Annotated in this window: 13 protein-coding genes and 1 pseudogene; 6 read left to right on the top strand and 8 right to left on the bottom strand. The window is 58.0% G+C overall.

Features of this window, described 5'->3' with window-relative positions:
* Positions 1 to 2: 2 nt before the first annotated feature.
* Positions 3 to 881 carry a WecB/TagA/CpsF family glycosyltransferase gene (locus MCRY_RS12240; protein WP_338087195.1) on the bottom strand — a complete coding sequence of 293 codons (879 nt, stop codon included), beginning with the start codon at positions 879 to 881 and terminating at the stop codon, positions 3 to 5.
* 173 nt (positions 882 to 1054) lie between these two features.
* Here MCRY_RS12240 and MCRY_RS12235 point away from each other — a divergent pair, with 173 nt between their 5' ends.
* The 6 genes from MCRY_RS12235 (at position 1055) to MCRY_RS12210 (ending at position 8753) form a co-directional block, all read left to right on the top strand.
* Positions 1055 to 2182 carry a Gfo/Idh/MocA family protein gene (locus MCRY_RS12235; RefSeq protein WP_085630263.1) on the top strand — a complete coding sequence of 376 codons (1128 nt, stop codon included), beginning with the start codon at positions 1055 to 1057 and terminating at the stop codon, positions 2180 to 2182.
* Positions 2170 to 3102 carry an NAD-dependent epimerase/dehydratase family protein gene (locus MCRY_RS12230; RefSeq protein ID WP_171046208.1) on the top strand — a complete coding sequence of 311 codons (933 nt, stop codon included), beginning with the start codon at positions 2170 to 2172 and terminating at the stop codon, positions 3100 to 3102. Before MCRY_RS12235 ends, MCRY_RS12230 begins: the two co-directional genes overlap by 13 nt.
* Positions 3099 to 4355 (top strand): glycosyltransferase, encoded by a 1257-nt coding sequence (locus MCRY_RS12225; RefSeq protein WP_085630259.1) that lies wholly within the window; start codon positions 3099 to 3101, stop codon positions 4353 to 4355. The genes MCRY_RS12230 and MCRY_RS12225 overlap by 4 nt, the downstream gene beginning before the upstream one ends.
* Positions 4352 to 5320: a glycosyltransferase family 2 protein gene (locus tag MCRY_RS12220; RefSeq protein ID WP_085630257.1), complete on the top strand. Its 969-nt coding sequence runs from the start codon at positions 4352 to 4354 to the stop codon at positions 5318 to 5320. Before MCRY_RS12225 ends, MCRY_RS12220 begins: the two co-directional genes overlap by 4 nt.
* Positions 5321 to 5333: 13 nt before the next feature.
* Positions 5334 to 7442 carry an NAD-dependent epimerase/dehydratase family protein gene (locus MCRY_RS12215; protein WP_085630255.1) on the top strand — a complete coding sequence of 703 codons (2109 nt, stop codon included), beginning with the start codon at positions 5334 to 5336 and terminating at the stop codon, positions 7440 to 7442.
* A 135-nt stretch (positions 7443 to 7577) separates the two neighbouring features.
* Positions 7578 to 8753, top strand: coding sequence for a nucleotide-binding protein (locus MCRY_RS12210; protein WP_085630253.1), 1176 nt, complete (start codon positions 7578 to 7580; stop codon positions 8751 to 8753).
* 3 nt (positions 8754 to 8756) lie between these two features.
* On the opposite strand, the gene MCRY_RS12205 is transcribed toward MCRY_RS12210, so the two are convergent.
* The 7 genes and pseudogenes from MCRY_RS12205 to MCRY_RS22895 all read right to left on the bottom strand — a co-directional run.
* Positions 8757 to 10091: a GumC family protein gene (locus MCRY_RS12205; protein ID WP_085630251.1), complete on the bottom strand. Its 1335-nt coding sequence runs from the start codon at positions 10089 to 10091 to the stop codon at positions 8757 to 8759.
* A 182-nt stretch (positions 10092 to 10273) separates the two neighbouring features.
* Entirely contained in the window at positions 10274 to 11212 is a 939-nt protein-coding gene (locus MCRY_RS12200) for a hypothetical protein (protein WP_085630249.1), read from the bottom strand.
* A gap of 15 nt (positions 11213 to 11227) precedes the next feature.
* Positions 11228 to 15808, bottom strand: coding sequence for a MupA/Atu3671 family FMN-dependent luciferase-like monooxygenase (locus MCRY_RS12195; protein ID WP_085630247.1), 4581 nt, complete (start codon positions 15806 to 15808; stop codon positions 11228 to 11230).
* 3 nt (positions 15809 to 15811) lie between these two features.
* Positions 15812 to 16831, bottom strand: coding sequence for a glycosyltransferase family 2 protein (locus MCRY_RS12190; protein WP_085630245.1), 1020 nt, complete (start codon positions 16829 to 16831; stop codon positions 15812 to 15814).
* A gap of 5 nt (positions 16832 to 16836) precedes the next feature.
* Entirely contained in the window at positions 16837 to 23313 is a 6477-nt protein-coding gene (locus MCRY_RS12185; RefSeq protein WP_085630551.1) for a type I polyketide synthase, read from the bottom strand.
* Between the two features lie 202 nt (positions 23314 to 23515).
* The gene (locus MCRY_RS12180) at positions 23516 to 24388 is read right to left on the bottom strand and encodes a glycosyltransferase (RefSeq protein ID WP_238939826.1); all 873 of its coding nucleotides are present in this window, start codon (positions 24386 to 24388) and stop codon (positions 23516 to 23518) included.
* A gap of 94 nt (positions 24389 to 24482) precedes the next feature.
* Positions 24483 to 25381: pseudogene (locus tag MCRY_RS22895) on the bottom strand (calcium-binding protein); the annotation flags it as partial.

The raw sequence follows: 25381 nt of genomic DNA, 5'->3' as shown, positions 1-25381 counted from the left end.
TGTCACTTGCCCTCGCGAGCGGGCGTGCCTTGCGCCGCGCCAAAGCGCAGCTTCAAGGCGTGGATCAATTCCACCGGAAGGATCTTGAAACACTTGGCATAGCGCGGGATCAGACGGGCAGGTTGCGACACCGCGCGCCACAGCCATTCCATCGCAATGGCGCGAACCCAAGCCGGTGCACGCACTTGCGCACCCGAGAAGAAATCCAGACCTGCACCAATTGAAATGAAACCGACATGGTCCAGCTTGCCGCGCCCGTAAGCGGCGAATAGTTCCTGCTTGGGCGCCCCCAGTGCAAGAAAGGCTATATCCGCATCGACCGCTTGCAGCGCATCAAGCACTTCATCCGCAGAGCCTCCAACAGGATCGAAGCCCATCGGAGGGGCGATGGTCGCCACGATCCGGGTGCCCGGGACTTCTCGCTCCAGATAGGTTTTGGCGGCGGCCAGCGTATCGTCCGTACTGCCCACAAGCGCCAACGTCTTGTGATGTGCTGCTGCGATCCGTACCAATGGCAGGATGGCGTCTGAACCAGGGATCAACGATACCGGGCGTCCGGCGAGTTTCGACATCCAGACAATCGGATTTCCGTCAGCAACGACCAAGTCTTGGGCTGCGTATGCATCACGGAACCGCCGATCTTGACGTAGTTTTACCAAATGATCCAAATTTATCGTAGCCAGCGAGAACCCATCACCCGCGCGCAAACGGGACGAAATATGGCGTTCCAACGCAACCCAATCAGGTACGTTGACCGTCACATCGAATGCGTCGCCCCAAAAGCGCATCAACGCCTCCTGTTTCGTCATTTCCGGCCAGCCTAGCTGCATCATGCGGCCAAATCGCGGCCACAGCACCGCAAAATCAAGACATTCTGTCAAAAAATATCCTAAGACATACGAGAAACCCGACGTTTGTCGAATTATGACCATGATTGAATGGTCTAACCCCTGCGCAAAAGACGCACAGAACAACGTGAGCAGCCAGTGACCCGCACCCGATTCCGTATCGTCCGAGGCCCAGTCCACGGTCGCACCCCCACGAGGGTCGCGGCATGAGCGGTGTTGTCTCGATCATCGGCTGTGGATTTGTGGCTGACCTCTACATGCGGTCGCTGAAGGCGATGGATGGGATCACGGTAGCCGGCGTCTACGATAAGAACGCCGCGCGATTGGCGGAATTCTGCGACTTCTGGAAGGTGCCATCGGTCGAATCGATGGACGCTTTGCTTGACCGTCATCCGCGTGATGGCGTTGTTCTAAATCTCACCAACCCCTCGGCCCATTTCGCCGTGAATTCCGCTTGCCTTGCCGCGGGCTGTCACACCTATTCGGAAAAACCACTGGCCATGAACGTGGACGATGCCAAGGCCCTGCACGCGCAAGCGCAGGCAGCAGGGCTGATGCTGGCGTCGGCCCCGTGCAGCGTATTGGGCGAAGCCGCACAAACATTTGGCCACGCGCTGCGCAATGGTGTCGCTGGAATCCCTCGCGCGATCTATGCCGAATTGGATGACGGTTTCGTACCGCAGGCCGCCTACAAGAAATGGATTTCCGAATCCGGTGCGCCGTGGCCATTCGAGGATGAATTTCGCGTTGGCTGCACCTTGGAACACGCAGGCTATTACCTCGGCTGGCTGATCTCGTGGTTCGGATCAGTGCGCACCGTGGTCGCGGCCTCGGCCGAGACTATCCCCGGGAAGGAAGGCGCCGGACCGTTTGCGCCGGACCTTTCGGTCGCAACACTGTTCTTCGACAACGGCCCGATGACACGACTGACATGCTCGATAGTGGCTCCGCATGACCACCAGATCCGCATCATCGGCGATGACGGTGTCCTGGCCTGCAAGGCAGCGTGGGACAATTCCGCCAAGGTCACCTTTGCCAAACGCATGACGATCCGCCGCCGCCTGATGGAATCGCCTTTCCCGAAAACGATCAAGTTGGGTCAGCCGACCCACCCCAAGGTCAAACGCTGGGGAGCGGCGGCAATGAACTTCATGCTCGGCCCATCCGAAATGCTCGACGCGATCCGCACGGGCCGCCCGTCGCGACTGTCAAATGACTTTGCGCTGCACATGACCGAAGTCACGCTGGCGATGCAGAACGCGGGCGAAACGTCCGGCGCGCAAGCGATGACCACGCGATGCGATCCAATGGAGCCGATGCCATGGGCGCAGTGAACAGAGTCCTCATCACTGGAGCTACGGGGTTCATCGGACGCGCCACCGTCGACGCTGCACTTGGCGCCGGACTGGAAGTCGTGGCTGTCCAACGTCAGGCCGGAACTGACCGTACGGGTGTAACGTACGTCTCAGCCGACCTGACCGTACGGGACAGCGTGAAGTCGCTTGCGTCGGCGATGGATGGATGTGACGGCGTCATTCACCTTGCCGCGGCAATGTCCGGCAATGCAGAGGATCACGCACGACTGACGATTGCAGGCACCGAGCACGTGATCGCAGCCATGAAACACGCCGGAGTTGGCCACCTGACCTTGGCAAGTTCGCTCGCGGTCTATGACACGTCCAAAGTGCCGATTGGCGCAGCATTGACGGACTTAACACCACGGGTATCCGCAGATAGGCCACGCGACGCCTATTCCGACGCGAAGGCCAAGCAAGAAACCCTCGCGTTGAACGCCAGTTTTGGCTCGGTGTCTTTGTTGCGTCCGGGCATCGTTTACGATGCAAATCATCTTTGGAACGCCCATCTGGGTGTTGCCGTGGGGCCGCTCTTGTTTCGCAGTTCTCCTGATGATCCACTGCCGATGTGCCACGTCCAGAGATGTGCCGCAGCATTGGTGCAGGCGACCACACAACGTCTGCAGGACACGATCACAGTGGTCGATCCGAACCTTCCGACACGCCGTGCAGTTATTGCGGAACTGCAAAAGACAGGATGGCCTAAACTGGTCCTGCCGTTGTCGTGGCGGGTCTTATCAAGCGCTGCGCACGTACTTGGCCCGGTGTCTTCCAAATTGCCCGGACTGTTGCGGGCCCCGGTCTTGCGGCAACGCCTGCTGCCAATGACCTACCGCTTTCACGCACCAGAACACCTGGACCTGCCTGACGCGTCCCCGGCGTGGGAGGTTGCGACATGACACTGCCCAAGATCGCATACCTGACCGGTGAATACCCGCGCGCCAGCGACACGTTCATACAGCGTGAAGTGGCAAACCTGCGTCTATTGGGGCATGAGGTTCTGACCTGTTCGATCCGCACCACGGGCGCGGAACATCTGGTCGGCCCAGAGCAACGCGAGGAACACGCGCGCACGTTCAAGGTGCTGGATGCCGTGCGGAACCCGGCGACAACGCTCAAGGCGCATTGGCGGTGGATGAAAACGCCGGGTCGCTATTTTTCAGCACTTGGTTTGGCATGGCGGACCGCGCCGAAGGGGGTCAAGGGTCGGCTCTACAACCTGATCTATTTCGTCGAGGCCGGAGTTCTTGCCGCAAAGCTGGCCGATGAAGGCGTGACCCATCTGCACAACCACATCGCCAAGGCATCTTGCACGGTGGCGATGCTGGCGGGGGAACTTTCTGGTCTGCGGTGGAGCTTTACCATCCACGGACCCGACATCTTCTTCGAGCCACACCATTGGCGGATTGGCGAAAAGGCTGCGCGAGCAGCCTTCGTGTCGTGCATCAGCCATTTCTGTCGATCGCAACTGATGTGCTTTGCCGAGGCGCAACATTGGCGCAAGCTGCACATCGTTCATTGCGGCGTGGAACCGTCCCGCTATGCGCCCAAGCCGGTTCGAACCGACTTGCGAGCGCTTTTTGTTGGGCGACTTGCTGGGGTCAAAGGTGTGCCGATCCTGATCGACGCCGTGTCGCGCTTGGTCAAGACTTATCCAGGCTTCACCCTGCGCCTTGTCGGTGACGGGCCGGACCGCAATGCGCTGGAAGCCGAGGTCGCCAAGCGAGGCTTGCAGGATCGCATCGTCTTTCTGGGATACAAATCGCAGGCCGAAGTGGCCGAGGAATTGGCGCTAACGGATGTCTTCGTCCTGCCCAGCTTTGCCGAAGGCGTGCCCGTCGTGCTGATGGAAGCGATGGCATCGCAGGTGCCTGTACTGACCACACGCATCGCGGGCGTGCCCGAACTGGTAGAGGACGGTGTGAGCGGACGCCTTGTGCCGCCCGGCGATGTTGATGCCTTTGCCGAGGCGCTGGACGTGTTGTTGTCGGATGCGGACCTGCGTCAGGCTTACGGCGCGGCGGGTCGGGCGAAGGTGGTGACAGAGTATGACGCCGCGCAGGAAGCGCAGTGGTTGTCGGAGCTGATCGTGTCCTACGGCCAAGGCCGCGCGGTGCTGAACCTGCGCCCATCCGGGGAGGCCGAAACATGAGCGTCGATGTCGTTCTGATCGGTCGCAACGAGGGGCAAAAACTGGTCCGGTCACTGGCCTCGGTTGCGCCACAGGCGCGGCGCATGGTCTATGTTGACAGCGGGTCAACCGACCAGAGCGTTGCCAATGCGGAACAGGCCGGGGCAACGGTCGTCAGGCTTGATATGTCCGTGCCTTTCACTGCCGCCCGCGCCCGTAACGAAGGGTTCGCCGCGCTGATGGCGCAGGACGATCCGCCCGATGTGGTTCAGTTCCTTGATGGCGATTGCATCATGGCAGATGGCTGGCTGGACGAGGCAGAGGCGCGGCTGCGGTCCGAGGACGATCTTGCCCTTGTCACCGGGCAGCAGCGCGAGATGCGCCGTGATGCAAGCGTGTTCAACCAGATGTTCGACGTGGAATGGTCGCGTCCGGCGGGGCAGATCCTGACCTGCCCCGGCAACATGATGGTGCGCGTCTCGGCCTTTGAAGAGGTCGGTGGTTTCAACCCCACTGTGATCGCCGCCGAGGATGACGAATTCTGCACGCGGCTGCGCAAGGCGGGTTGGCGGTTGCTGCGCATTGCAGAACCGATGGCAGGGCATGACGCCAATATGATGCGGTTTTCCCAATGGTGGAAACGGGCAGAGCGTACAGGGCACGGCTTTGCGCAGGTCGGGCATCTGCACCCGGACTATTTCGTGCGCGAACGGCAGCGCGGATGGGTCTATGGGTTGATGATGCCGATTGTGGCTGTCTTCGGAACACTATCTTCGCCCGCAGTTCCAGTTCTGGTCTTGGGCCTCTACTTCCTGTCCTATTGGAAAACGACGAAAGGGCTGATCGCGGAAGGGCTGCCGGTGCAGGAGGCGCGCGCGCATGCGGTGTACCTCACCTTGTCCAAGTTTCCGAATGTCATCGGTATGATCCGCTATCACTGGCGGCGCCTGAACAACGCGCAGATGCGCATCATCGAATATAAATAAGGGGTTGAGGCGAATGGCGTCTTCCAAAATTCGCGTTGGTCTGATCGGGGCCGGATATATCGCAAGCTGGCACGCGGATGCGCTCCGCGCGACTGATGGGGTCGAAATCACTGCTGTATGCGACCCATCGGAAGCCGCCGCAAAGGGCTTGGCCGACGGGCTGGGCGTGCGGGCCTTTGGCGATGTGGCCGACCTGATCGAAGCGAAGGTCTGCGATGCCGTTCACATTCTGACGCCCCCACATCTGCACCATCCGCTGGCAATCCAGTGCCTCAAGGCCGGGCTGCATGTGTTGGTGGAAAAACCGGTTGCGACCTCCTCTGCTGAAACGGCCGAGATCGAAGCGGTCGCACAGGAGCATGGCGTGCGCTTTCATGCCGGTCACAACTTCATGGGTTTGCCGTCGTACGATCGGCTGAAGGACATGTTGGCGAAGGGCGAGTTGGGCCGCGTATCGGTGGCCGAAGTGCATTGGTGCTTGCCGCTGGCACCGCTGCGGTCTGGGCCGTTCGGAATCTGGTTGCTGCGCGAACCGAAGAACCTGCTGCTGGAACTGGGACCGCACCTGATGGGGTTCATTGTCGACCTCTTTGGCGTGCCTGATATCCAGTCGGTACAGTTGTCCAAAGCCGTGGACCTGCCCGGTGACGACACGCGCCACCAGGCGTGGCGCATCATGGCGCGGGCCGGGGATGTGGATGTGACACTGACCATTTCGATGGTCGAAACGATTGATGACCGGTCTCTGACCCTGCGTGGTTCCTCAGGTCGGGCGCGGCTCGACTTTGCGGCTGATACGTTGGTGATTGAGCGTGAAAACGCGTCTGATCTGGTGCTCAACCCGCTGCGGCGGCAGTTGGACCTGTCGTGGCAGCACCTGCGCGAAGGGCTTGGCAATACGTTCACTCAGGTGGTGTCGTTGAACCGCAAATCCCCCTATGCGCTAAGCTTTCAGGGGATGGATGCGGCGATCTACGACGCCTTGCGCACCGACAAAGCGCCGGATGCGCGGTTCTCTGGCGACAGTGCCGTCAAGGTCATGACGGCGCTGGATCAGGCACTTTCCCTGATCCCAGCGGACATGCTGAAAGCGGCGGAACCCAAGGCGAAGACACGCGACCCAAAGCCGACTGCAATGGTGATCGGCGGGACCGGGTTCATCGGTCGCGCGCTGACCCGCGCTCTTGTGGCCAAAGGACAGGACGTGCGCGTTCTGAGCCGGGGGCGGTTTGGACCCTTTCCCGATTTGCCGGACGAGGTCGAGACCGTTGGTGTCTCGCTTTACGACAAGGCGACATTGGTCGAGGCGATGCGCGGGATCGACGTGGTCTACAATCTCGCCCGATCGCTGGAGGGAACGTGGGACGAGGCGCTTGAGCATGATGTCGGCGTGGCCGTTCGCATTGCCGAAGCGTGTCAGGAGGCCAGGGTCAAACGTCTTGTCTATACCGGCACAATCGCCAGCTATGACATGTCCTCACCGCAGCAGAAGATTACCGAGGGCGTGCCCTTCCCAGACGATATGAGCGACCGGAACATGTATGCGCGGTCCAAGGCGGAATGCGAAAAGCGGCTGATGGAGATGCACCGCCGCGACGGGCTACCGCTGGTCATCGCGCGTCCGGGTATCGTGGTCGGCCATGGCGGACCACTACAACATTGGGGCATTGGCCGATGGCATGGCGCGGGGGCAGTGCGCATCTGGGGCAATGGTCTCAACATACTGCCTTTCGTGTTGATCGACGATGTAGCAGAGGGGTTGATCCTGATGGCAGATCATCCTGACGCGGTTGGGCAAAGCTACAACCTGATCGGGGAACCGATGCTTTCAGGGAAAGGCTATTTCGACGCGATCCACAAATCGCTGGGCGCAAAGATCAGGGTCAGCACCGGCAATCTCACGCTGTTTTGGGCTGCGGATGCGGTGAAGCATGTGCTCAAGGTCTATGCCCTGCGGCGGCGTGGACTGACCCGCCCTTCCTTGGCCGATTGGAAAAGCCGTGCCCATCTGTCGCCTTTCGTAAACACCAAACCGAAAACAGAGTTGGGCTGGGCGCCAGAGCGGGATAAAGCCAAATTTATCGACGAGGCCATCGGCAAAGCCAATCTTTTTGGGTTTTGATCGCCATCATTTGATAAACAATCCCCTCAAATCGGACGTATTCTTGACAGAATGCAATGTCACAAAACGAAGACGTGCCGGACTAGGCGAACGTAAGAATTGGAAAGCAATGATGCCGCGCCACGAGGCTGAAACATGACTGAACAGCCGAAATTCCAACGCCGCAAACGGCGTGAGGAAGCGTCGGCTGATGTCCAGCCGAAACGCACGCCTGAGAGAAACGATACTCCGACGCTTGACGAAATCGACGCGCTGATTGCCGAGAAAGAGGCGCTGTTGCGGCAAAGGGCCGAACTGGAAGCGCTACGGAAAAAAGAAGCAGCACGCGACGCCGAACGGGTCCGTGCAGCCGAAGAGGCCGAAGAACAAGCCCGGAAGGAAAAAGCAGCGCGCGATGCAGAGCTGAAAGCGCAGCGCGCAGCAGAACGGGAAGCACGGCTCGAGGCGGAGCTGGTGGCGAAGCGCGAAGCCGAGCTGGAAACACAGCGCAAGGGGGACGTCGAGCAGACTGCTAAACTGACGTCCCCTCTTGTCCTGACCAGCCAACCCGACGCCGCCCCCGGCAAGACAGAGGTTTTCGACCGAGAAGCGGCGTGGAACGCCATCGACCGGTTTCCACTTGATCCGCAACGGCTCGCAGACCGGAACGTCATCACGGCTTTGCGTCAGGATCCTTCGCACACACGGTTTGATATCCTGCGCACTCGGATGCTTCAGGCGTTGTCCGAAAATGGCTGGACACGTGTTGCCATCACCTCTCCGACCAAGGATTGCGGCAAGACCTTTACGGCCGCAAACCTCGCGATCAGTTTGTCACGGCAGGAAAACTGCCGAACCGTGCTTCTGGACCTCGATATGCGCAGCCCGAGCCTGCACAAGATCTTTGGGGTCACAGATACAGGTGCCGTCGGCGACATGCTGCGCGGACAGATCGCGCCAGAGGTCCATCTACAAGGGTTTGCACCGAATACGATCTCAGCAGGCTCGCATGTCGCAATCGGCTTTAACGGCATCGTCGAGCCTTATGCTGCAGAGCTCTTGCAGGATCCCAAGACGCAGGCCGTTTTGGATGACATCGAGGCCAAGTTTCAACCCAGCGTTATGCTGTTCGATTTGCCCCCTGCCCTTTTGAATGATGACGTGATCGCAATGCTTCCGCATATCGACGCTTTGTTGATCGTAGCCGCAGGTGGCATGACGCGGGCTAAAGAAATCAAGGAAACCGAGCGTCGGCTTGGTGACAAGGTTCCGCTGCTGGGTGTCGTACTCAACAAAGCCGAGCACGTGGAAACCGGCGACTACCCCTATTGACCTTTACTGCGCGTTACGAGGTGACAGAGTGAAACCGAGCAAGCTCGACAACGGTTTGGCCAAAAGTCCGACCACACCTACGAGCAATGCAATTAACATCCCAAGCGCCACCTTCCAGCCCTTGCGTTTCTTTTGCGACGGCTGTGCAGAGCCGGTGTCCAGAACGGGCACCGAGATCACCGGGCGCAGACCAAGAACGCGCTCCATCTGATTGGCATTGCGGATCGGCGGGTTAAGCAATTCAAGAAGGAACGCGACACCGAATGCGAACACGGCACTCACAATACCGCCCATAATCGCGATTGACCGCTTGCTGCGCGACACCGGGAAAGTCGGCACTAGCGCCGGTTCCAAAACCTCGAACCGTGCGAGTTGCCGCTGTTCTTCCAGGATTTGGCTCATCTCGGCATCCGCCTTGCGGCGGGAAATCACGGTAAACTGTTCATTCAACTGCGTCAGTTCGCGCTGCAGGGACGCCAGTTCGCGTTCGATGGTTGGAGCACGGGCGAGAAGTGCCGTGATCTCGGATGTGCGGGTTTCGAGCAGGTTGATCTGGTCCTGGAGAAGGCCAAATTCACGCTGCAACGCTTCGGGCAGCGTGCGGGCGCGGTTGGATTCGATGCCGAGGATCTCTTGACGAAGGCTGAGAAGTGACGCGTTCAGAGTGGTGAGTTCGCCTTGCAAAATAGTGACGTTTCCCGGAAGTGCTTCGGCATTCGCGGATTTGAACTCTGCAATTACACTTTCGGACGCCGCGATTTCCTCGCGGATGCGGGCCTCTTCTCCTTTGAAGAACTCAAGCTCGACCTGCGCACGGTCCACACTGCGGCTGCGTGCTTCGTCCATTACGCGCGCGAGTACTTCGTTGGCGACATCCGCAGCCTTTTGCGGATCGCTCAGATTGGCCGTGATAACCATCCCGGATACCGATTGGGCAGGCTGCCAAGATTCACCGCCACCGATGGGCTGCACAGTGACGGAGCGCCGTATCGCATCAAGCCGCATTGCAGGTGTCATCCCAGGGATGTCGTTGAAGAGGTCATACTTGTCCATGATCTCGACAAGAGAGCCGCGTGACATCACGCGTTGCTCAATCAGGCGCACGGTGCGGCGTGCATCAAGACTAGCGCGGTTGTCCACCATCGCCCCAACGCTCGTGTTGGTTCCCGCCACTTGCGCATCTTCAATCTGAACCACGGCAATGGCGTTGTAGACCGGCACCTTGGTCAAAGCCACGACAAGCGAGATCACACACCCAACGAAGGTGATAACCATGATAAGCCAAAATCGCCGCTTTATCGCGGAGAATACTTCTTCGAACGACTGAAAATACAGCACGCGTCCAACTCCAGTACCAAGGCCCCCGCCTTGCCCAATTCCGGTCAGATCGTGACCACGCGCCTTGGACAAGACACAATTTAGTCAAAACAAGGCGGAATTACGACAGCAAAAAACGAAAGATATGGAAACAACGCGTTTCCAAGTGGGGCGATGCTACCTGCGATATTCGCTGTTGATATTCAGCTTTGCGGGATGCCGGTCACCGGCAATACGGACACAACGTCCCAAACTGTGCGCTGCATCAAAGCTGCCAAATCCGGGCCAGGTGCATCGGCAAGACTGCCATCGGCGCGCATCAGTTGCGCAGGCAATCCAACAGGTGAGCGGTGATAGAGCACCGCATAATGCGTGAGCGCAACCAGATATGCTCCGAGGTCATTGATGTGGATCGGATCTACAGACCCATCCTCCTGTCGGGAAAACAGGTCTTCACGGGATGTGACGCCATCAACACCGTCGGTGGCTTCAATTCGTCTTACGAATTCAGCCAGCACCCGGCCCGCCGGGATCACATGGATCGGTGCCTTATCCGGGTCACTTGCCATCGCATGAGCCAGCAGCACGCCCTCCCAATAACGGTCCGGGTCGGTATCAAGCCGCGTCAACCACCCCTGCGGATCGTCAAGCTCATGCCAAGTTTCGTAAAGAAACACCCGGATATCCGGGTTTCCACCTCTGGCCGCTGCGGCCCATTTTGTGAAATAGCTCGCGGCGTCGAAATAATCGATTGCGGCCTCGATCTCGACCATTTCCGTTAGGACGAAGGCGTCAAACTCTCCGCTGGCCAATGCCTCTTGCGCCCCACGATGATGATCATGCGCGTTCTCGACTTCAAAGCCCTGGATCGGCTCATCGGGTTCCCAATGCGCCTTGAGCGGCGTTCCCCATCCCAGCTGGGACGCGTGATCATGTGTCGCCAATTGAGCCAGCATTGCCGGCATATCGCGTCCCACCAGCGAATGCCCAAGGTGAAACACGGTCAAGGGCCCATCAGGCGGCGGCAAAGGTGTTTCATATCGCGCCGCCAGTTCTTCGGGCGACAGTGATTTCGGTCCGGACATGTAAGCCCATGCGGCGATGCCGCAAGCAATTGCTGCAAGTCCACCAAGAAGAAGCATTTTCCCTAGCATCAGTCAGGCCGACCGTCTTGCCCGCATGGCGCGACGGAGTGCCATGGCATCGGCGCGAATTTTTGCTCGATCCGGTTGCTGTGCGGGCTGTCGCTCGTATGCAGGGGCCTGAGAGGAATGTGGAGTGGCCGATGTCGCAGCTCCCAACTTGGCCACCCTTTCAGCGAGCGCCGACAAAGTCGGGAACTGAAAAATGTCTGTGATCGAAAGCCGGTCAACCTTCAGCCGCTCCCGCACAGCGCGATGGGTTTGAACCGCGAGGAGCGAATGGCCCCCAAGGTCAAAGAAATTGTCGTCAGGCTGAATTGCCTGCACACCAAGCACTTCGGTCCATATTGCCGAAATACGCCCCAGCAAGGCGTCATCGACCGGACGTGTCGAAGGTTCGGGTTTTTGAACCTTGGGCTTGGGGCGCACAATGGTGATGCTTGGTGCAGGCAGTGCCTTGCGGTCAATCTTTTGGTTCGGCGTCAGAGGAAAGGCGTTCAGCGTCATGACATGCGCCGGCACCATATAATCGGGCAGGCGCGCGAAAAGGCGCGCGCGAATGTCCTTTTGATCGGCTACGGTCTTCGTTGTCACATAGGCCACCAGACGAACATCACCGGGTGTATCTTCCCGCGCCAGAACGACGGCATTCGTGATGCCGGGAATTTCCTGAAGCGCACTTTCGATTTCGCCCAGTTCGATGCGGAAGCCGCGAAGCTTGACCTGAGTGTCCGCGCGACCAAGGAAGTTCAGACGACCATCGGGCCTCCGTTGAACCAAATCGCCTGTGCGATACATGCGCCCAAGACTGAAGGGATTGTCGCGGAACCTGTCGGCTGTCATCTCCTCGCGCTGCCAGTAGCCCCGGGTCACACCATCACCACCGATCCACAGCTCGCCTTCTTCCCCGAACCCGACCGGGTGCTGCGCGTCATCCAAAACGTACAGTTGAGTGTTGGCAATCGGGCTCCCAATGTTGACGGTTGCCTCTTCGGAGGTCACGCGTTCGCACGACGACCAGATCGTCGTTTCTGTGGGGCCATACATATTGGTGATCGTCGCACCCGTCGCCTTTTTCAAGTCGGCCACAAGAGCGCCGGGCAAAGCCTCTCCTCCTAGGAAGAGATGTTTGAGATCCCGTAAATTTGCCCGCGCGTCATCATCCATTGCGATCATCCGCGCCATCGAAGGCGTGCATTGCATATGTGTCACGTGATGACGCGACAGCATGGCGGCGATCGAGAAATCGTTGTCTTCGTGGTCAATAGACGGGGCGCATTCGCGCACGACCTCGGCTAGCGGTCTAAGCCCGGTAAGCACCTGATCCGTGGCAATGCCATAATCGATAAGGCAGGCGATCTCGGACACACCGATGGCCTGCAATTGCTGTACGCGGGCCAGTGCATCGTCGATTGTCCCGAACAAACCGGACTCGTTGAAGTAGCGCTCGAATGCGAAATCGAGAATGCCCTCGAGATCATCCTCGCTTAGATCTCCAAGGTTCAGTTCAAACGCGTTTTTGACGCCTTCCGGTTTTTTGAAGGCGGGGAAGGCCCAAGCATATTGCTTGATCAGACCCGCCGCCGAGCGCAGATAGTCTTTCATCGGCTCGCGCGCGATTTCGCGGGCTTGATCCCGTGTTTCGGCCAGACAGGTGTGCAGCATCAATGTGACAGTAAACGAATCCGGATTATGCCCGGCTTCACGCAGTGCTTGGCGGTAAAGGGTGATCTTGTCGGCGACTTCCTCAATAGATTGCCCCAGAAGGTGCGTCAGGACATTTGCGCCGTTTGCACCAGCCTCACGCCACGTTTCGGGATTTCCGGCTGTCGTGACCCAGATGGGCAATTCTTTTGAAACCGGGCGCGGCTGTGTGATCACTTCGTGCATCTGCCCGTCCTTGCGGGGAAATGCGACCGGTTCACCGCGCCACAGCTTGCGCACCTGATCAATGGCTTCGAACATCGCCGGTTTGTTGTCGGGCGGCGTATTCTCAGGTCTCAGAACGAAATCGTCCGGTTGCCACCCGCTCGCGATGGCCAGTCCCGCTCGGCCATTCGTCAGGTTATCAATGACAGCCCATTCCTCGGCAATGCGAGCGGGGTGATGCAGCGGCGCAACGCAGCTTCCGGCGCGCACACCGATCTGTTTGGTCACACCTGCAACGGCAGCGCCTGTGACCGAAGGGTTCGGATATGGCCCGCCAAATGCATGGAAATGACGTTCAGGGGTCCAAACGGCACAAAACCCGTTCTCATCAGCAAATTTCGCACCTTCCAGAAGCAGCCGATACTTGTCCCGCCCAACACCATCGTCATTGCCCCAATAGTAGATCGAGAAGTCCATTCCATCACTGCTATTGCGAGCAGCACCACCAGATATCACACCCCTTTGGCTGGCGCTTGGGAGCACAACCTTGATGCCCCGCGCCATCGTGTAGAAGAGTTCCAATACCGAGATATCGAAGCTGAGGCTGGTCACGGCCAGCCATGCCGCGTTATCAGCCGCCGGTACAATTGCATCCATCCCTGCGTAGAAGTTCATCACATTGCGATGTTCCACCATGACCCCTTTCGGCACCCCGGTGGAGCCAGATGTATAGATCACATAGGCAAGGTTTTCAGCGCTCGCGACAGGATCTGGGTTCTGCGTGCGTGCAGAGGCCAGTCGCGGATCACGGTCAATGACGACGCGTTCAGCGTTGGTATCGGGTAAATCGGATGCAATCGAATGTTCAGTGATCACAACCTGCGCCCCACTGTCCGTCAGATAATGGATCAATCTGTCCTGCGGATATTCGGGATCGAGAGGCAGATAGGCCCCACCTGCCTTGAGGATACCTAGAGCACCTGCAACAAGGTCAGGACCACGACGGCAGTGCAGCCCAACCATTGTCTCGGGCTGGACCCCAAGCCCGCGCAAAACATGCGCCACCCTGTTGGCATGTTCGTTCAACGTGGCAAAGCTGACTTCCGTGTTTTCGAACACCAGCGCGATCGCATCCGGAGTGCGGGCGACTTGCGCTTCAAACGCTGCGTGCATGGTGTTTGGACCCGGCATAGCGACAGCCGTGTCATTTAAGTTACCGAGTACGTCATCACGTTCGGCGGGCGAAAGGATATCCACGTCTTCCGGGGCGATTCCTTCTGCCAGTTGATGCGCAACCCACGCGACACGCTGGATCAGGGTTTTGGCAAATTCCGGGTTGATCCGCGCCCTGTCGATATGCGCGGTGGTGGTCTCACCGGACTGTTCGAAGGTGATCGCTGTACCTGGGATCGGACCGGCCTCTTGGGACATCCCCAGTGCCGGTGTTTCCATCCACGTCAAAGTCGGGTCGCGCAGGGAAAGATCAGCAGCAATACCGGTTTCGACAAAAGGAAGAGGCCCGGCAAGATCAGCGGTCATCAAAGGAACCCACGGTCGCACCATTCCACTTTCCGCCTGCTGGACAAGGTGCGTATTGGACAGCGCAATGCAGGTTCCGGTGCCCGGTGGGAGACGTTTGACAACACAGCCAAGCGCGATGCGCAAGTTGTCGGGTTTACCTTCGATTACCGTGGACGTCATGCCCTTCTCAGCGGACACCGCGAATGGCACTGCAAGAGGCGCAAGCCCACGCAAAGTGCGACGCCAACGACCTTCGGCTTTGGCAACGGAGCGCATCGTTTCCGCGATTGTGTCGCTGTCTTGCTTGGGCATCGTCGGCAGCACATCGCCCACAGCCACGCGTGTTCGCGGATCACAGGACGATCCATCAAAGAATTTCAGAGCAGATAGTTTCAGCGCACCGCCTTCAAAGGCGATGGTCACCGAGGTCTGATCAACGGTGATCACTGTGCCGGGCAGCGCACTGCTGTCGGTTTTCGCGGCGGCGCCAATGCTCAGAACAGCGTCCCCGATCCACAGCTTCGGCGTGCATAGTGGGTTCCAATATGTCCCATGATCCAACGCGCGGATAGTACGAAGCGCGCGATCGACAGATTGGTCGTAACGCAGCACTCCATTGGCTTCGGGCCGGTCAGTCAGAGCGTGATAGCTCCGCTGGCTCATGTCTTGCGCGCGGCGGTTCGGCAAACCGTGTGTCAGCTCATGAAGCAGATCGGAAAAGCTGGTCAGTCCAGCTTCGTAGCACTTGGTGTTCAGAGTCAGCGCGGTGTCGTGCGGCGAGATGTCGATGCTGCGTTGCACCAGAATATCCCCGGTATCGACCCCGTCATCTATCAGATGCCATGTGATCCCATGCGTCTTGTCGCCTTCCATGAGCGCCCAAACCGGCGCGTTGAGCCCAGCGCGTTTTGGCAGAGGACCATCATGGAAGTTCACCGCACCGTGTCGGCCCAAAGACAACAGATCACGGGACAGGATCTTGAGATTGGCGATGCTGAGCACCCAATCGACAGGATCGTCGGCCAGACGGTGTGCCAAATCCGACCCATGGCTTTCACATCTGACACCCCGGCTGTTTGCCCATTTCGAGACATCAGGGTTGTCGGTGACAATGACCGACAATGTGTGGCCTTGAGAGACAAGTGTCTCGGCGCAATGTTGCGTCAGGCTTTCGTCACCAATGATGATGCAATCGAATGTGGTCATGGATCATTCCACGCTGGTTTGTAGGGATGTTTCCGCCGGAACGCCGAGAGATCGGATCGTCGCATTGGGCGTGGGTTGGAAAAGCGCATTCAGATCATGTGCAATCATGTCCCTGAGAAAGCACTTTGCCCCGACGATCGGCTTGCCTTCGATACGGCGACGCAGGCGCCAGAGCGATGTGCCAACGACATTGAGCGCAGTCGCACAGATTGCGTAGCTTCGGCTGTGGTTTTTGCTGAAGTAATACCACCGGCTTTGATACCAGTAAGTCGGCGTTCTGCTCCACCGGCCCATACCTGTGGCTACAGAGCCGATATGGCACACGCGGCTTTCGCGGACGAAATGTACTTCGTATCCGGCGCGATAAGCCCGCAGACAGAGGTCGGTTTCCTCAAAGTAAAGAAAGAACGTTTCGTCAAACAGACCTACCTCGTTCAATGCGCTGGTCCGTACAAGCATCGAGGCCCCAAGTATCCAACCCACTGGCCCCGAGACCTCGGGGATGTGCATCGGCAGAACATGTTTCTTGAGCAGGCGAGTGATCGGACCAAAGCGGATAGAGGCTTCAAACTCGGACGCAAGACCGGGAAACCGGAATGCGCTGCAATGGTCGTCGCCAGTTTCGCCGTAAACCCAGCTCCCGGCAATGGCCACCTTGGGCGTGGCGTTCATGTAAGCGACAAGCGCCTCGATCGCATCGACTTCGGCCTGAGCGTCAGGGTTCAGGATATACACAAAATCGGCTGAGGGGCAGATTTGCAGACCTGCCTGAATGCCGAAATTATTGCCGGCGCCAAAGCCTGCGTTTCGACCGGATTGCAGAACATGCACATCCAGGTGATCCGGCCATTCCGCAGCTTGCGTCAGCAATTGCATCTTTTGGAAAGATCCATCTGGCGAGTCGTTGTCGACAAGCAGAATCGTGCCACCAAACGTTTTCATCGCGGCAGCAGCCGACTGGGCTGCCTGCACAGCCAGTTCTGGTGTCTTGTAGTTCAGGACGACGACAAGGATGTCCGTCATTCAGTTTACTCCGCTGCCTCGATTGTGTTGAACGACAAGACCCGCCCCTTGCCAGAGATCGACGCTTCGGTCGTGGTGATGACATTGCGCAAATACCCGGCGAGAACCCGGACATTGGGTTCAAGAACCATGCTGTCATGGTCGCCCGGCACCTCGAACACTTCGATTTGCGGGGTGTATTGCCCCCAATCGTTGTCATCGAACAGATACGCACGCTCGTGGTTGACCAGTTTGCCCCCGGACACCGTCCAAGTGCCGATAAGAGGCGGGCGGAACAAGGCAATCCGGCCCGACCACGGTGTGACTTCATAGCTGCCAACGGCATGTAAGAACGCTTGTTCGATCTCGGCATTGTGGAAGCTGTGCGCGGTCCGTGTCTCTTGGCTGGACTTCCGCTTTTCGATTTCCCAACGGATGCGATTGCGCAGCCAGACGAAGGGATAAACCAGACCTTTGCGCCGGGTCTCTTGCATCTGAATCGACAGGCGGTCCTTGCGGCTCAGTGGGCGGCGCTGCGGTAGGGGCGTGTCGAGAAGAACCACAAGCGCGACAGTGTCCCCCATCGTTTCGAGTTGCTGCGCAATTTCATAGGCAGTGATGCCACCACCTGAGAACCCACCAACGAAATAGGGACCGTGCGGCTGTACCTGCTTCATTTCGGCGATGTAATCGCGCGCTGCGTCCTTGATCGACGTATGCGGAGTTTCGTCGCCATACAACCCTTTGGCCTGTAGCCCATAGAACGGCCGATCGGCCCCCAAGAGCTGGGCAAGATGGCGCAGATTCAACACATTTCCGAACATGCCCGCCACAAGGAAGAAGGGCGCTTTACTACCCCCTTCACCGTCATGCATTGCAACGATGTGCTTGAAGCGGCGCGTTTTGGGTTTCGGCTTCTGCACCTCGGAGACAGAGGTCTCTGAAATTCCAGTACGTTCCTTGATCAAAGAGGCACAGGCCCGGATGGTCGGCGCTTCGAACAGGATCGAAATCGGGAAGTCCACATTATAGGTCTTTCGCACCTTGGCAAAAAGGCGCACGGCAATGAGGGAATGCCCACCGAGATCGAAAAAACTATCTTCGACGCCGACATTCTGCACGCCCAGCAAGTCTTCCCAAATATCAACTAACGTGCGTTCGATTTCGGTTTCCGGCGCAACATAGTCTCCGTCCAATTGCGGACGGTCAAATTTCTGCGTTTCAGATTTCGAATCCGATGCGATCCCGGCCTGTTGGATCAGGGCCTCCATATCCAACGACGAAACAAAGATCTGTGGATCGTTTTGTGCCAATGCCCGCATGAATGCATCTGCACCCTCTGCGGGCGGAATACCTTGGGACAGATTGTGCTGAAACCGCTCTTCGGCGGGTGACAAGGGCTGGGTTGATTTGCTGAAATCCGCAGGTTCGAATTCGGTCTTGCCGACTTTGACCGGGGCAGACAGCGACGACATATCAGACAGCCGCTTGATCGAGAAATCTTCGATCTCCATGCAGACCGTTCCGTCCGGCATCGCAATGGTGATATCAAAGGAAGCGGTTTCATCAACATTGCGATTGCTGCCAGAAGACCGGACCCAACTGACGATGCGTTCGGGGAACCGATGGTAGACGCGGACCGTGTCGTACGACACAGGAACCCAAAGCTTGTCTGCGCGATAGCCTTCAATCAACTCCATCGCCCATCCAGTCGCAATGTCGAGCAGACCTGGATGGAAGTGCAAGTCCTTGTCCTGCTGGATAGCCGCATTCAGAGACAAGTCGGCTATGCCTTCACGGTCGCCATAAGCACAGGTGTCGAGGACTTTCCAGCTTGGTCCGAATGCAAGTTGTGTTTCCTGAGCTGCCGCAAGCTTGCTGCCACTGCTTGCGGTGCGTGCTGCACCACACCGATCACGGATGGCAGACAGATTGATAGGCTTGGGTTCGGCTTCGGGAATAAGCGACAGATCCGCCGTCACAATCGGCACAAAGCCATTGCGGCCGTCCAACATACAGCTTCCGAGAACATCCATGTGATATCCGTCATCGCGCCGCATCAACCGCACCCGAATGTCGCGCTCTCCTCCATCTGGTACGTGCAGAGGTCGGAGGAAGGTCATGTTTCGGATGGCAAAACTATCGGTTTCGCCCTGCCCTCGAAGTGCTTTCGATGCGAGGGTCAGATACCCGGCGCCGGGAAACAGGGCATCCCCCTGTTTCGTGCGGTGCTGATCAATAAACCAATGTTCGGTTGTGTACTTGGATTCAAAAATCCGATGGCCAGATGGATCGAACCCAGTTTTGTCCAAAAGCGGCAGATCCACGGGACTGAGTGTGATGGGATCGGTCTCACCGATGCGGTTTGCCAAAGCCGATGCCGCCATGCCCACATCGGCCCAAATGCCCCAGTTGATCGCCAGAACCTTGGTCTTGTTTCCCCGCCGCGCGTGCGCATAGGCATTAAGGTATTCGTTGGCCGCGACATAGTCGATCTGACCCGCTGGTGCGGTTTGCGTCGACGAGGAAGCAAACAGTACAATGAAGTCGGTCGAACCGTCAGGGAACAACTGATCAAGAACCTTGGTTCCATGGATTTTCGACGAGAATACCTTTTCGATCGACCCCGTGGATTTGGCGAGAAGCGGCGCATCCTCCATCAGACCGGCCGCATGAATGACACCGTCTATGCGCCCATACCGCGCAACGGTGGCATCAACCACGGTTTTCATGTCGGGAAGATTGCAGACATCCGCCGCATGTGGCTCGACGGTTGCACCAAGCGCTTCCAGATCTTGGACCGCGCGGATACGACGGGACAGTTTGTCCTGAGGCGCATGGCGTTGCAGGTAGTGATCCCATGTGTCGCGGCTCGGCAACGGATCACGGGCCGTCAGCACCAGCGTGCAACCTTGCTCGGCCAGCATGTTGGATACCGAAAGACCAATCCCCCCAAATCCGCCTGTGATCAGGTACACACCGCCCGCTCTGATCGGTGGGTCACCTGCTGTCACGAGGGTGGTTTTCTGAAGCGCTTGTTCGTAACGGCGCCCAGCGCGCAAGACAGCAACAACCGAGTTCGGATCGGCGATCATGTCCTCGATAACCTGATCCGTCAGACTGTCCCATGCCTGCTGCGATCGAAGCACAGCTTGCTGTCCGCCGAACAGTTTCATCGACGGCTTTGCCGGAACATCCAGGTCGATCGACGAAACGGTTAGCCCCGGTATCTCACGGGGAATGACGCGGACCGGCCCCGCAATGATCGCCTTTTCCGGTGATCGCAATTTTTCCTGACGAAAGGCGGCCGCACCATTCGTGAAGACGGTGATCTGGGTCGGTTTCGGCAATGTGTCATCCGCAATCGCCTGCGCTATGAACATCAGGGAATAAAATCCGTGCTCTTGCACACGGTGGAAAAAGCTCGACCCCGGACGATGACTGTCGTCTTTGGTGACACCCCAGAAATGTGCGATCCGGCTAGGCACCAACCCCCGCGACAGCATATCGCGGAACAACAGATCATACCCTTCGCGGCCGCGTTCGGGGGCCAGCACATAGGTGGTGTCATCCAAACGTGCGAAACTGTCACCCGGCCAGACTTCGACGATGGAATGCCCAGCGGCGCGCAAACGTTTCGCAGCCGCGCTTGCGACCCCCGCGTCATCCATGAAAACCAGCCAACTTTGCAGATCGGCCTTGTGCAATTCACTGCGAACATCAATCGGTGCTGCGGCGTATTTCGGTCGCCAGACCGGAGTCCAGCCCCAGTTTTCGACACCCTCGATCCGGGTCAGGAAGCTTGACACTTTATTATCCTGAGCGCGCCCCGGTTCGATGAAATAGCGTGATCTTTGGAAGGCGTAGGTCGGCAAAGGCACGCGATTGCGCCGGGCATCACCCCAGACTTGCGCCCAGTCAAAATCCCCGCCCAAAGCCCAGATGCGTCCCAGCACTTCGAACATATGGCGATCGTCTTCGATCTCTTCTTCCGGGTGACGCAGACTAGACAGCACCTGGTTGGCCTGAATGCCTTCGCATTGCCGTGCCAGAGCAGACAGTGCCTTGCCCGGCCCCACTTCAAGGAAAATTCTGCTTTGCTTGTCCGACAGCGTGTCCAAGCACTGGGCAAACATGACCGTGCCCCGCAAGTGCGACACCCAGTAATCCGGGCTGGTTGCCTGTTCATCCGTCATCATCAGACCCGTTTGGTTTGACGTGATCGGGATAGTCGGCGGGCTCAGAGGTATCTGTTCGAGATACGCACGGAACCTTTCCAGAATTGGTTCCAACATCCGCGAGTGCGCCGCGATGTCGATGGGAATTGGCTGAAAATCGATCTCGCGGTGTGCGAGTTCCGTCTCAAGCGTCATCAAGGCCGCCCGCGGACCAGAGGCGACGCTCAGCCCGGGACTGTTCACCGCACCGAGGTCAAGCGCGTCTCCGAGAAGAGGTTTCAACTCTGCAGCCGGTAGCGCGACTGAAATCATGCCGCCCTTTTCAACCCCATCAAACAATGTGCCACGCAGATGCACCAAGCCGATACAGTCCTCGAATGACATCACACCCGCGACGCAGGCAGCTGTGTTTTCCCCCATCGAATGACCGGCAAGCGCGGCGGGCTGAACGCCCCAGCTCATCCAAAGCTGTGCAAGAGCGTATTCCACGATCATGATCAGCGGCAGTTGCAACGACGGTTGTCGCAGGTCTTCTGCAGCCTGCTCTTCACTTCCGGGTTCGGGCAGCCAGAGGGCTTTGATATCACGCGCCTCAAGCGTTTCCAGATGGGCGAGTCCGCGATCCATCCACTCGGCAAAGACGGGCTCTGTCTCGTAAAGGTCGCGCCCCATGCCGACAAATTGCGCCCCACCGCCGGGGAACAGGAACACCATATCCGGTCGTGACAGCGCATCATGCGTATGAACACGACGCGGGTCGGCCTGTTCGAGCCGCTGTGCCGCTTCAAGATGATCCTGCGCCATGACAATGCGTCGTTTTTCAAATGCGCGCCGCCCCGTTTTGAGCGTCCATGCAACGTCGGCGATAGGTTGGTCCGGGTTGGCGCGCAGATGCGCCGCCAGCCGTGCCGCGTTTGCATCAAGCGCGGCTTTGTTTCGGCCGGACACCGTAATGATCTGGAACGGCCAGTCGCCCTGTTCCGAAACTTGTGCGGCGGGGGCTTCCTCAAGCACCACATGCGCATTGGTGCCGCCCACACCAAGAGAATTGACACCTGCCCTGCGCGGATGATCACGGCGTGGCCAATCCGACAATCTGTCGTTCACCCGAAACGGAGAATGCTCGAAATCGATCGTCGGGTTAGGCTTTTCGAAACCGAGGCTTGGCGGCATCTGGCCATGATGCAGCGCCATCGTCGCCTTGATCAGACTGGCCACGCCCGCTGCGGTATCCAGATGCCCGATATTGGTCTTGACCGACCCGATCCGGCAGTATCCTGTCTGATCGCTTGTCGCCTGAAACGCCTGGGTTAGCGCGGCGACTTCGATAGGATCCCCAAGATAGGTTCCTGTGCCATGACACTCCACATAATCGATGCTGTCAGCAGTGACCCCGGCGATGGCGTGCGCCTCGGCGATGGCATCGGCCTGACCTTCGACCGATGGCGCAAGATACCCCGCTTTCGCAGCACCGTCATTGTTGACTGCGCTTCCCTTGATGACCGCCCAGATGTGGTCGCCATCGGCAAGCGCATCCGACAATCGGCGCAGCACGACAATCCCGGCCCCTGATCCGAAAACCGTTCCCTTGGCGCGATGATCGAATGCGTGGCATTGACCATCGGGAGATAGAATCTCGTTCTCTTTGTAGAGATAGCCTTGCCCATGCGGCAATTCGATTGTCGCCCCACCCGCCAATGCAAGATCACATTCCCCGTTAAGCAACGACTGACACGCGTAATGCGTGGCAACAAGCGACGTGGAACACGCGGTTTGTACCGTGACGGATGGACCATCCAGATCGAATATGTGGCTGACCCGAGTGGTCAGAAAATCCTTATCATTGCCGGTATGACGCAAAAGGAACATGCCGGTGTTTTCGACCAGTTCGGCGTTCGAACACAGATTGAAATAGAAATAGCTGCCCATGCCGCAGCCCCCGAACACGCCGATGCGCCCATCATGGCGTTCGGGCATATGGCCGGCGTTCTCAAGTGCTTCCCATGCGCATTCAAGAAACTGACGATGCTGGGGATCCATGATCGCGGCATCCTTCGGCGACAAGCCAAAAAACTCTGCATCGAAATGATCGAATTGTTCGAGACGGGCGGCGAATGGCACATAGTCACGATGTCTCAAAAGGCCCGGCGACACACCGGCCTCGGTCAATTCCTCATCTGACAGCCGGCGTATCGAAGTGACGCCGTCCCGCAAGTTTCGCCAATATTGCGCCAGCGATGTCGCCCCTGGCAGATGGGCAGACATGCCGACGATGGCAATATCGGCATCTGCGCCCAGAATTGGCGCAGCTGTTTGTTCCGTCATGGCCATACCCTATTCCCAGATGTCTACCATTATTGCATAAATATGATCAAAGTTGGGCGCGCGGTGGCGTCGCAGCCATTCTCTTGGGATAAACGGCAAAAATCGTTTGTTCTTTATGCATCTTGCACGAAAGCGGTGGTGTCGATGCACGACGTTCAGACAGCACATAGCGTCGCAAGATGCGCTGCCATCAGCCACATGCCTAGCGGCCGCGAGTCCATCCGCTTGCCCGGTCTGCCGTCATGCGCACCAGAAGCGCGACCCCGGAATAGACTGCAAAACCCAGCGGATCACGCATCGCGAGCATCAATTTGTCCTTGATGGGAAAGGGCGGTTTGTCATCATTTCGTAGCAGGTCAGGATGGTATTCGCGGATTTCGTCGACACCCGCATTCTGGCGCCGCCGAACACGGATCAGGTTGCCCAAACCTTCGACCAAGGGCCATGAATAGGTTGCGTCGACACCCACGCGCTCTTCGGGTCGAAAGCTAAGCCGCACAAACGTATCGTCCGAAATGATATTTGGAAAAGCCCCCCACCGCATGCGACCTGCTGCATTGACAGCAAAGACTCCGGCACCCGGCACCCCGTGTTTCATGAAAGGAACCTGCGCGTAGATGCGTGCATAAGCGCGTGTCGCCCAGGTGTCGGCCGCAGCAAGCAAAAGTGTGCCGCTTGCATAACGAGGCTCGGAGGTATCGAGCACCTCGAAAAGCTGCGACATGAGCTCCTTCGAAACCACGACATCCGCATCAAGGTACACCCGGATCGGGGCACGGGCGATGTGATCCCCGGCATTCAACGCCCCGAGCTTGCCACCTTCCTTCCGATCAAGCACCTGTAGACAAAGTCCACGTTCGGCAAACAGGCCCTGCATGGAAATCGCTTTTTCAGCAGTCCTGTCACGACAACCATTCGAGATCACGATCGTCTCGAACGGAGCGTCTTTCTGCCACCCACTGTTGAGCACCGACGCAAGGCACTGTTCAATCAACGCTTCTTCATTCGACGCCGGGATAAGCACGCTCAGAAGCGGCATCCTGTCGGCGGTCTGACCGCGCGAGTTTTGCGGCATGGCAAGGTATTTCCCATTTCTTCCGGCGCGGCCGTACAAAGGCTGCAGTCGCACAGGATGTTGTCATCTTTATGGACAAACGGTAGCGCGCTCCTTAATTTTTAGTGGTGCTTGTTTCGGCGGGATCAACGACGCGCCAGCGGGGATTGTCGTCGCTCAAGTGGCGCAATGCGCCCCAACTGCCCCACTTGCTTGGTCCTGCGACGTCCACAAAGACATTGAAAGGGCTGTCGGTCAGTCCGCCCCAAGCGGAGAGCGCTTCGCGATAAATGTCCGCCATCTCGGGCGAGTAGTTGAAAGTGATCAGAAAATCGACCAGCTGCTCATCTTCAACCGAATCAAACGTGGGCGTTGCATGGGTGCCACCTTCGTACATAATGAACTCAAGCCCATGTCGTGATGCCACCCTCGCGTGGTAGGGCCACGTCTCTTCAGTCAATTCGCGCAACGATCCGGTTTTGACGATTTCCGCAGCCATCTGATGCATGCCATCGAAACGGTGCTCATTTATATATTCACGCAGGGCAACACGCGATAATCCTTTTGCACGTCCGTCTGTTTCGGCCTTGGATAGCGATGTCTTGAATGCTGTGTCCAGCGTGCCTGGCTGCCCAAGCTCTCCTGCAAAATATCCTGTGACTGCATAGGAATCGAACATCTGTACAGGAGCAAAACCAAGTGCAGCTTGAGCCCGGTCTCCAAGGAGGATCGACTGCTCCAGTTCAGGCCATCCAGTGTGCACGGAAACGACCCTATTCAGCCGTGCTTCTGCGTCTTCAGCGTAAACATCTGTCCAGATCTTCATCGCGGATGCGGCTTTGTAGCCGTAGAATTGAACCCATCCATCACCGGTTTCGCCCCACAGCTTTTCCGCTTGCTGGCCGGCCCAATGCGCCTGTTCGAAAATAAAATTCCAAACCTCGTTCGAATATTCGACATATACCACGCGACTTTGGTCAATTTCCGATTTGACGGTCTCGGCAAAGCGCCGCA

It is taken from the genome of Marivita cryptomonadis (assembly GCF_002115725.1).
Lineage (GTDB): Bacteria > Pseudomonadota > Alphaproteobacteria > Rhodobacterales > Rhodobacteraceae > Marivita > Marivita cryptomonadis.
This window is presented reverse-complemented; position numbering and strand designations above follow the sequence as displayed.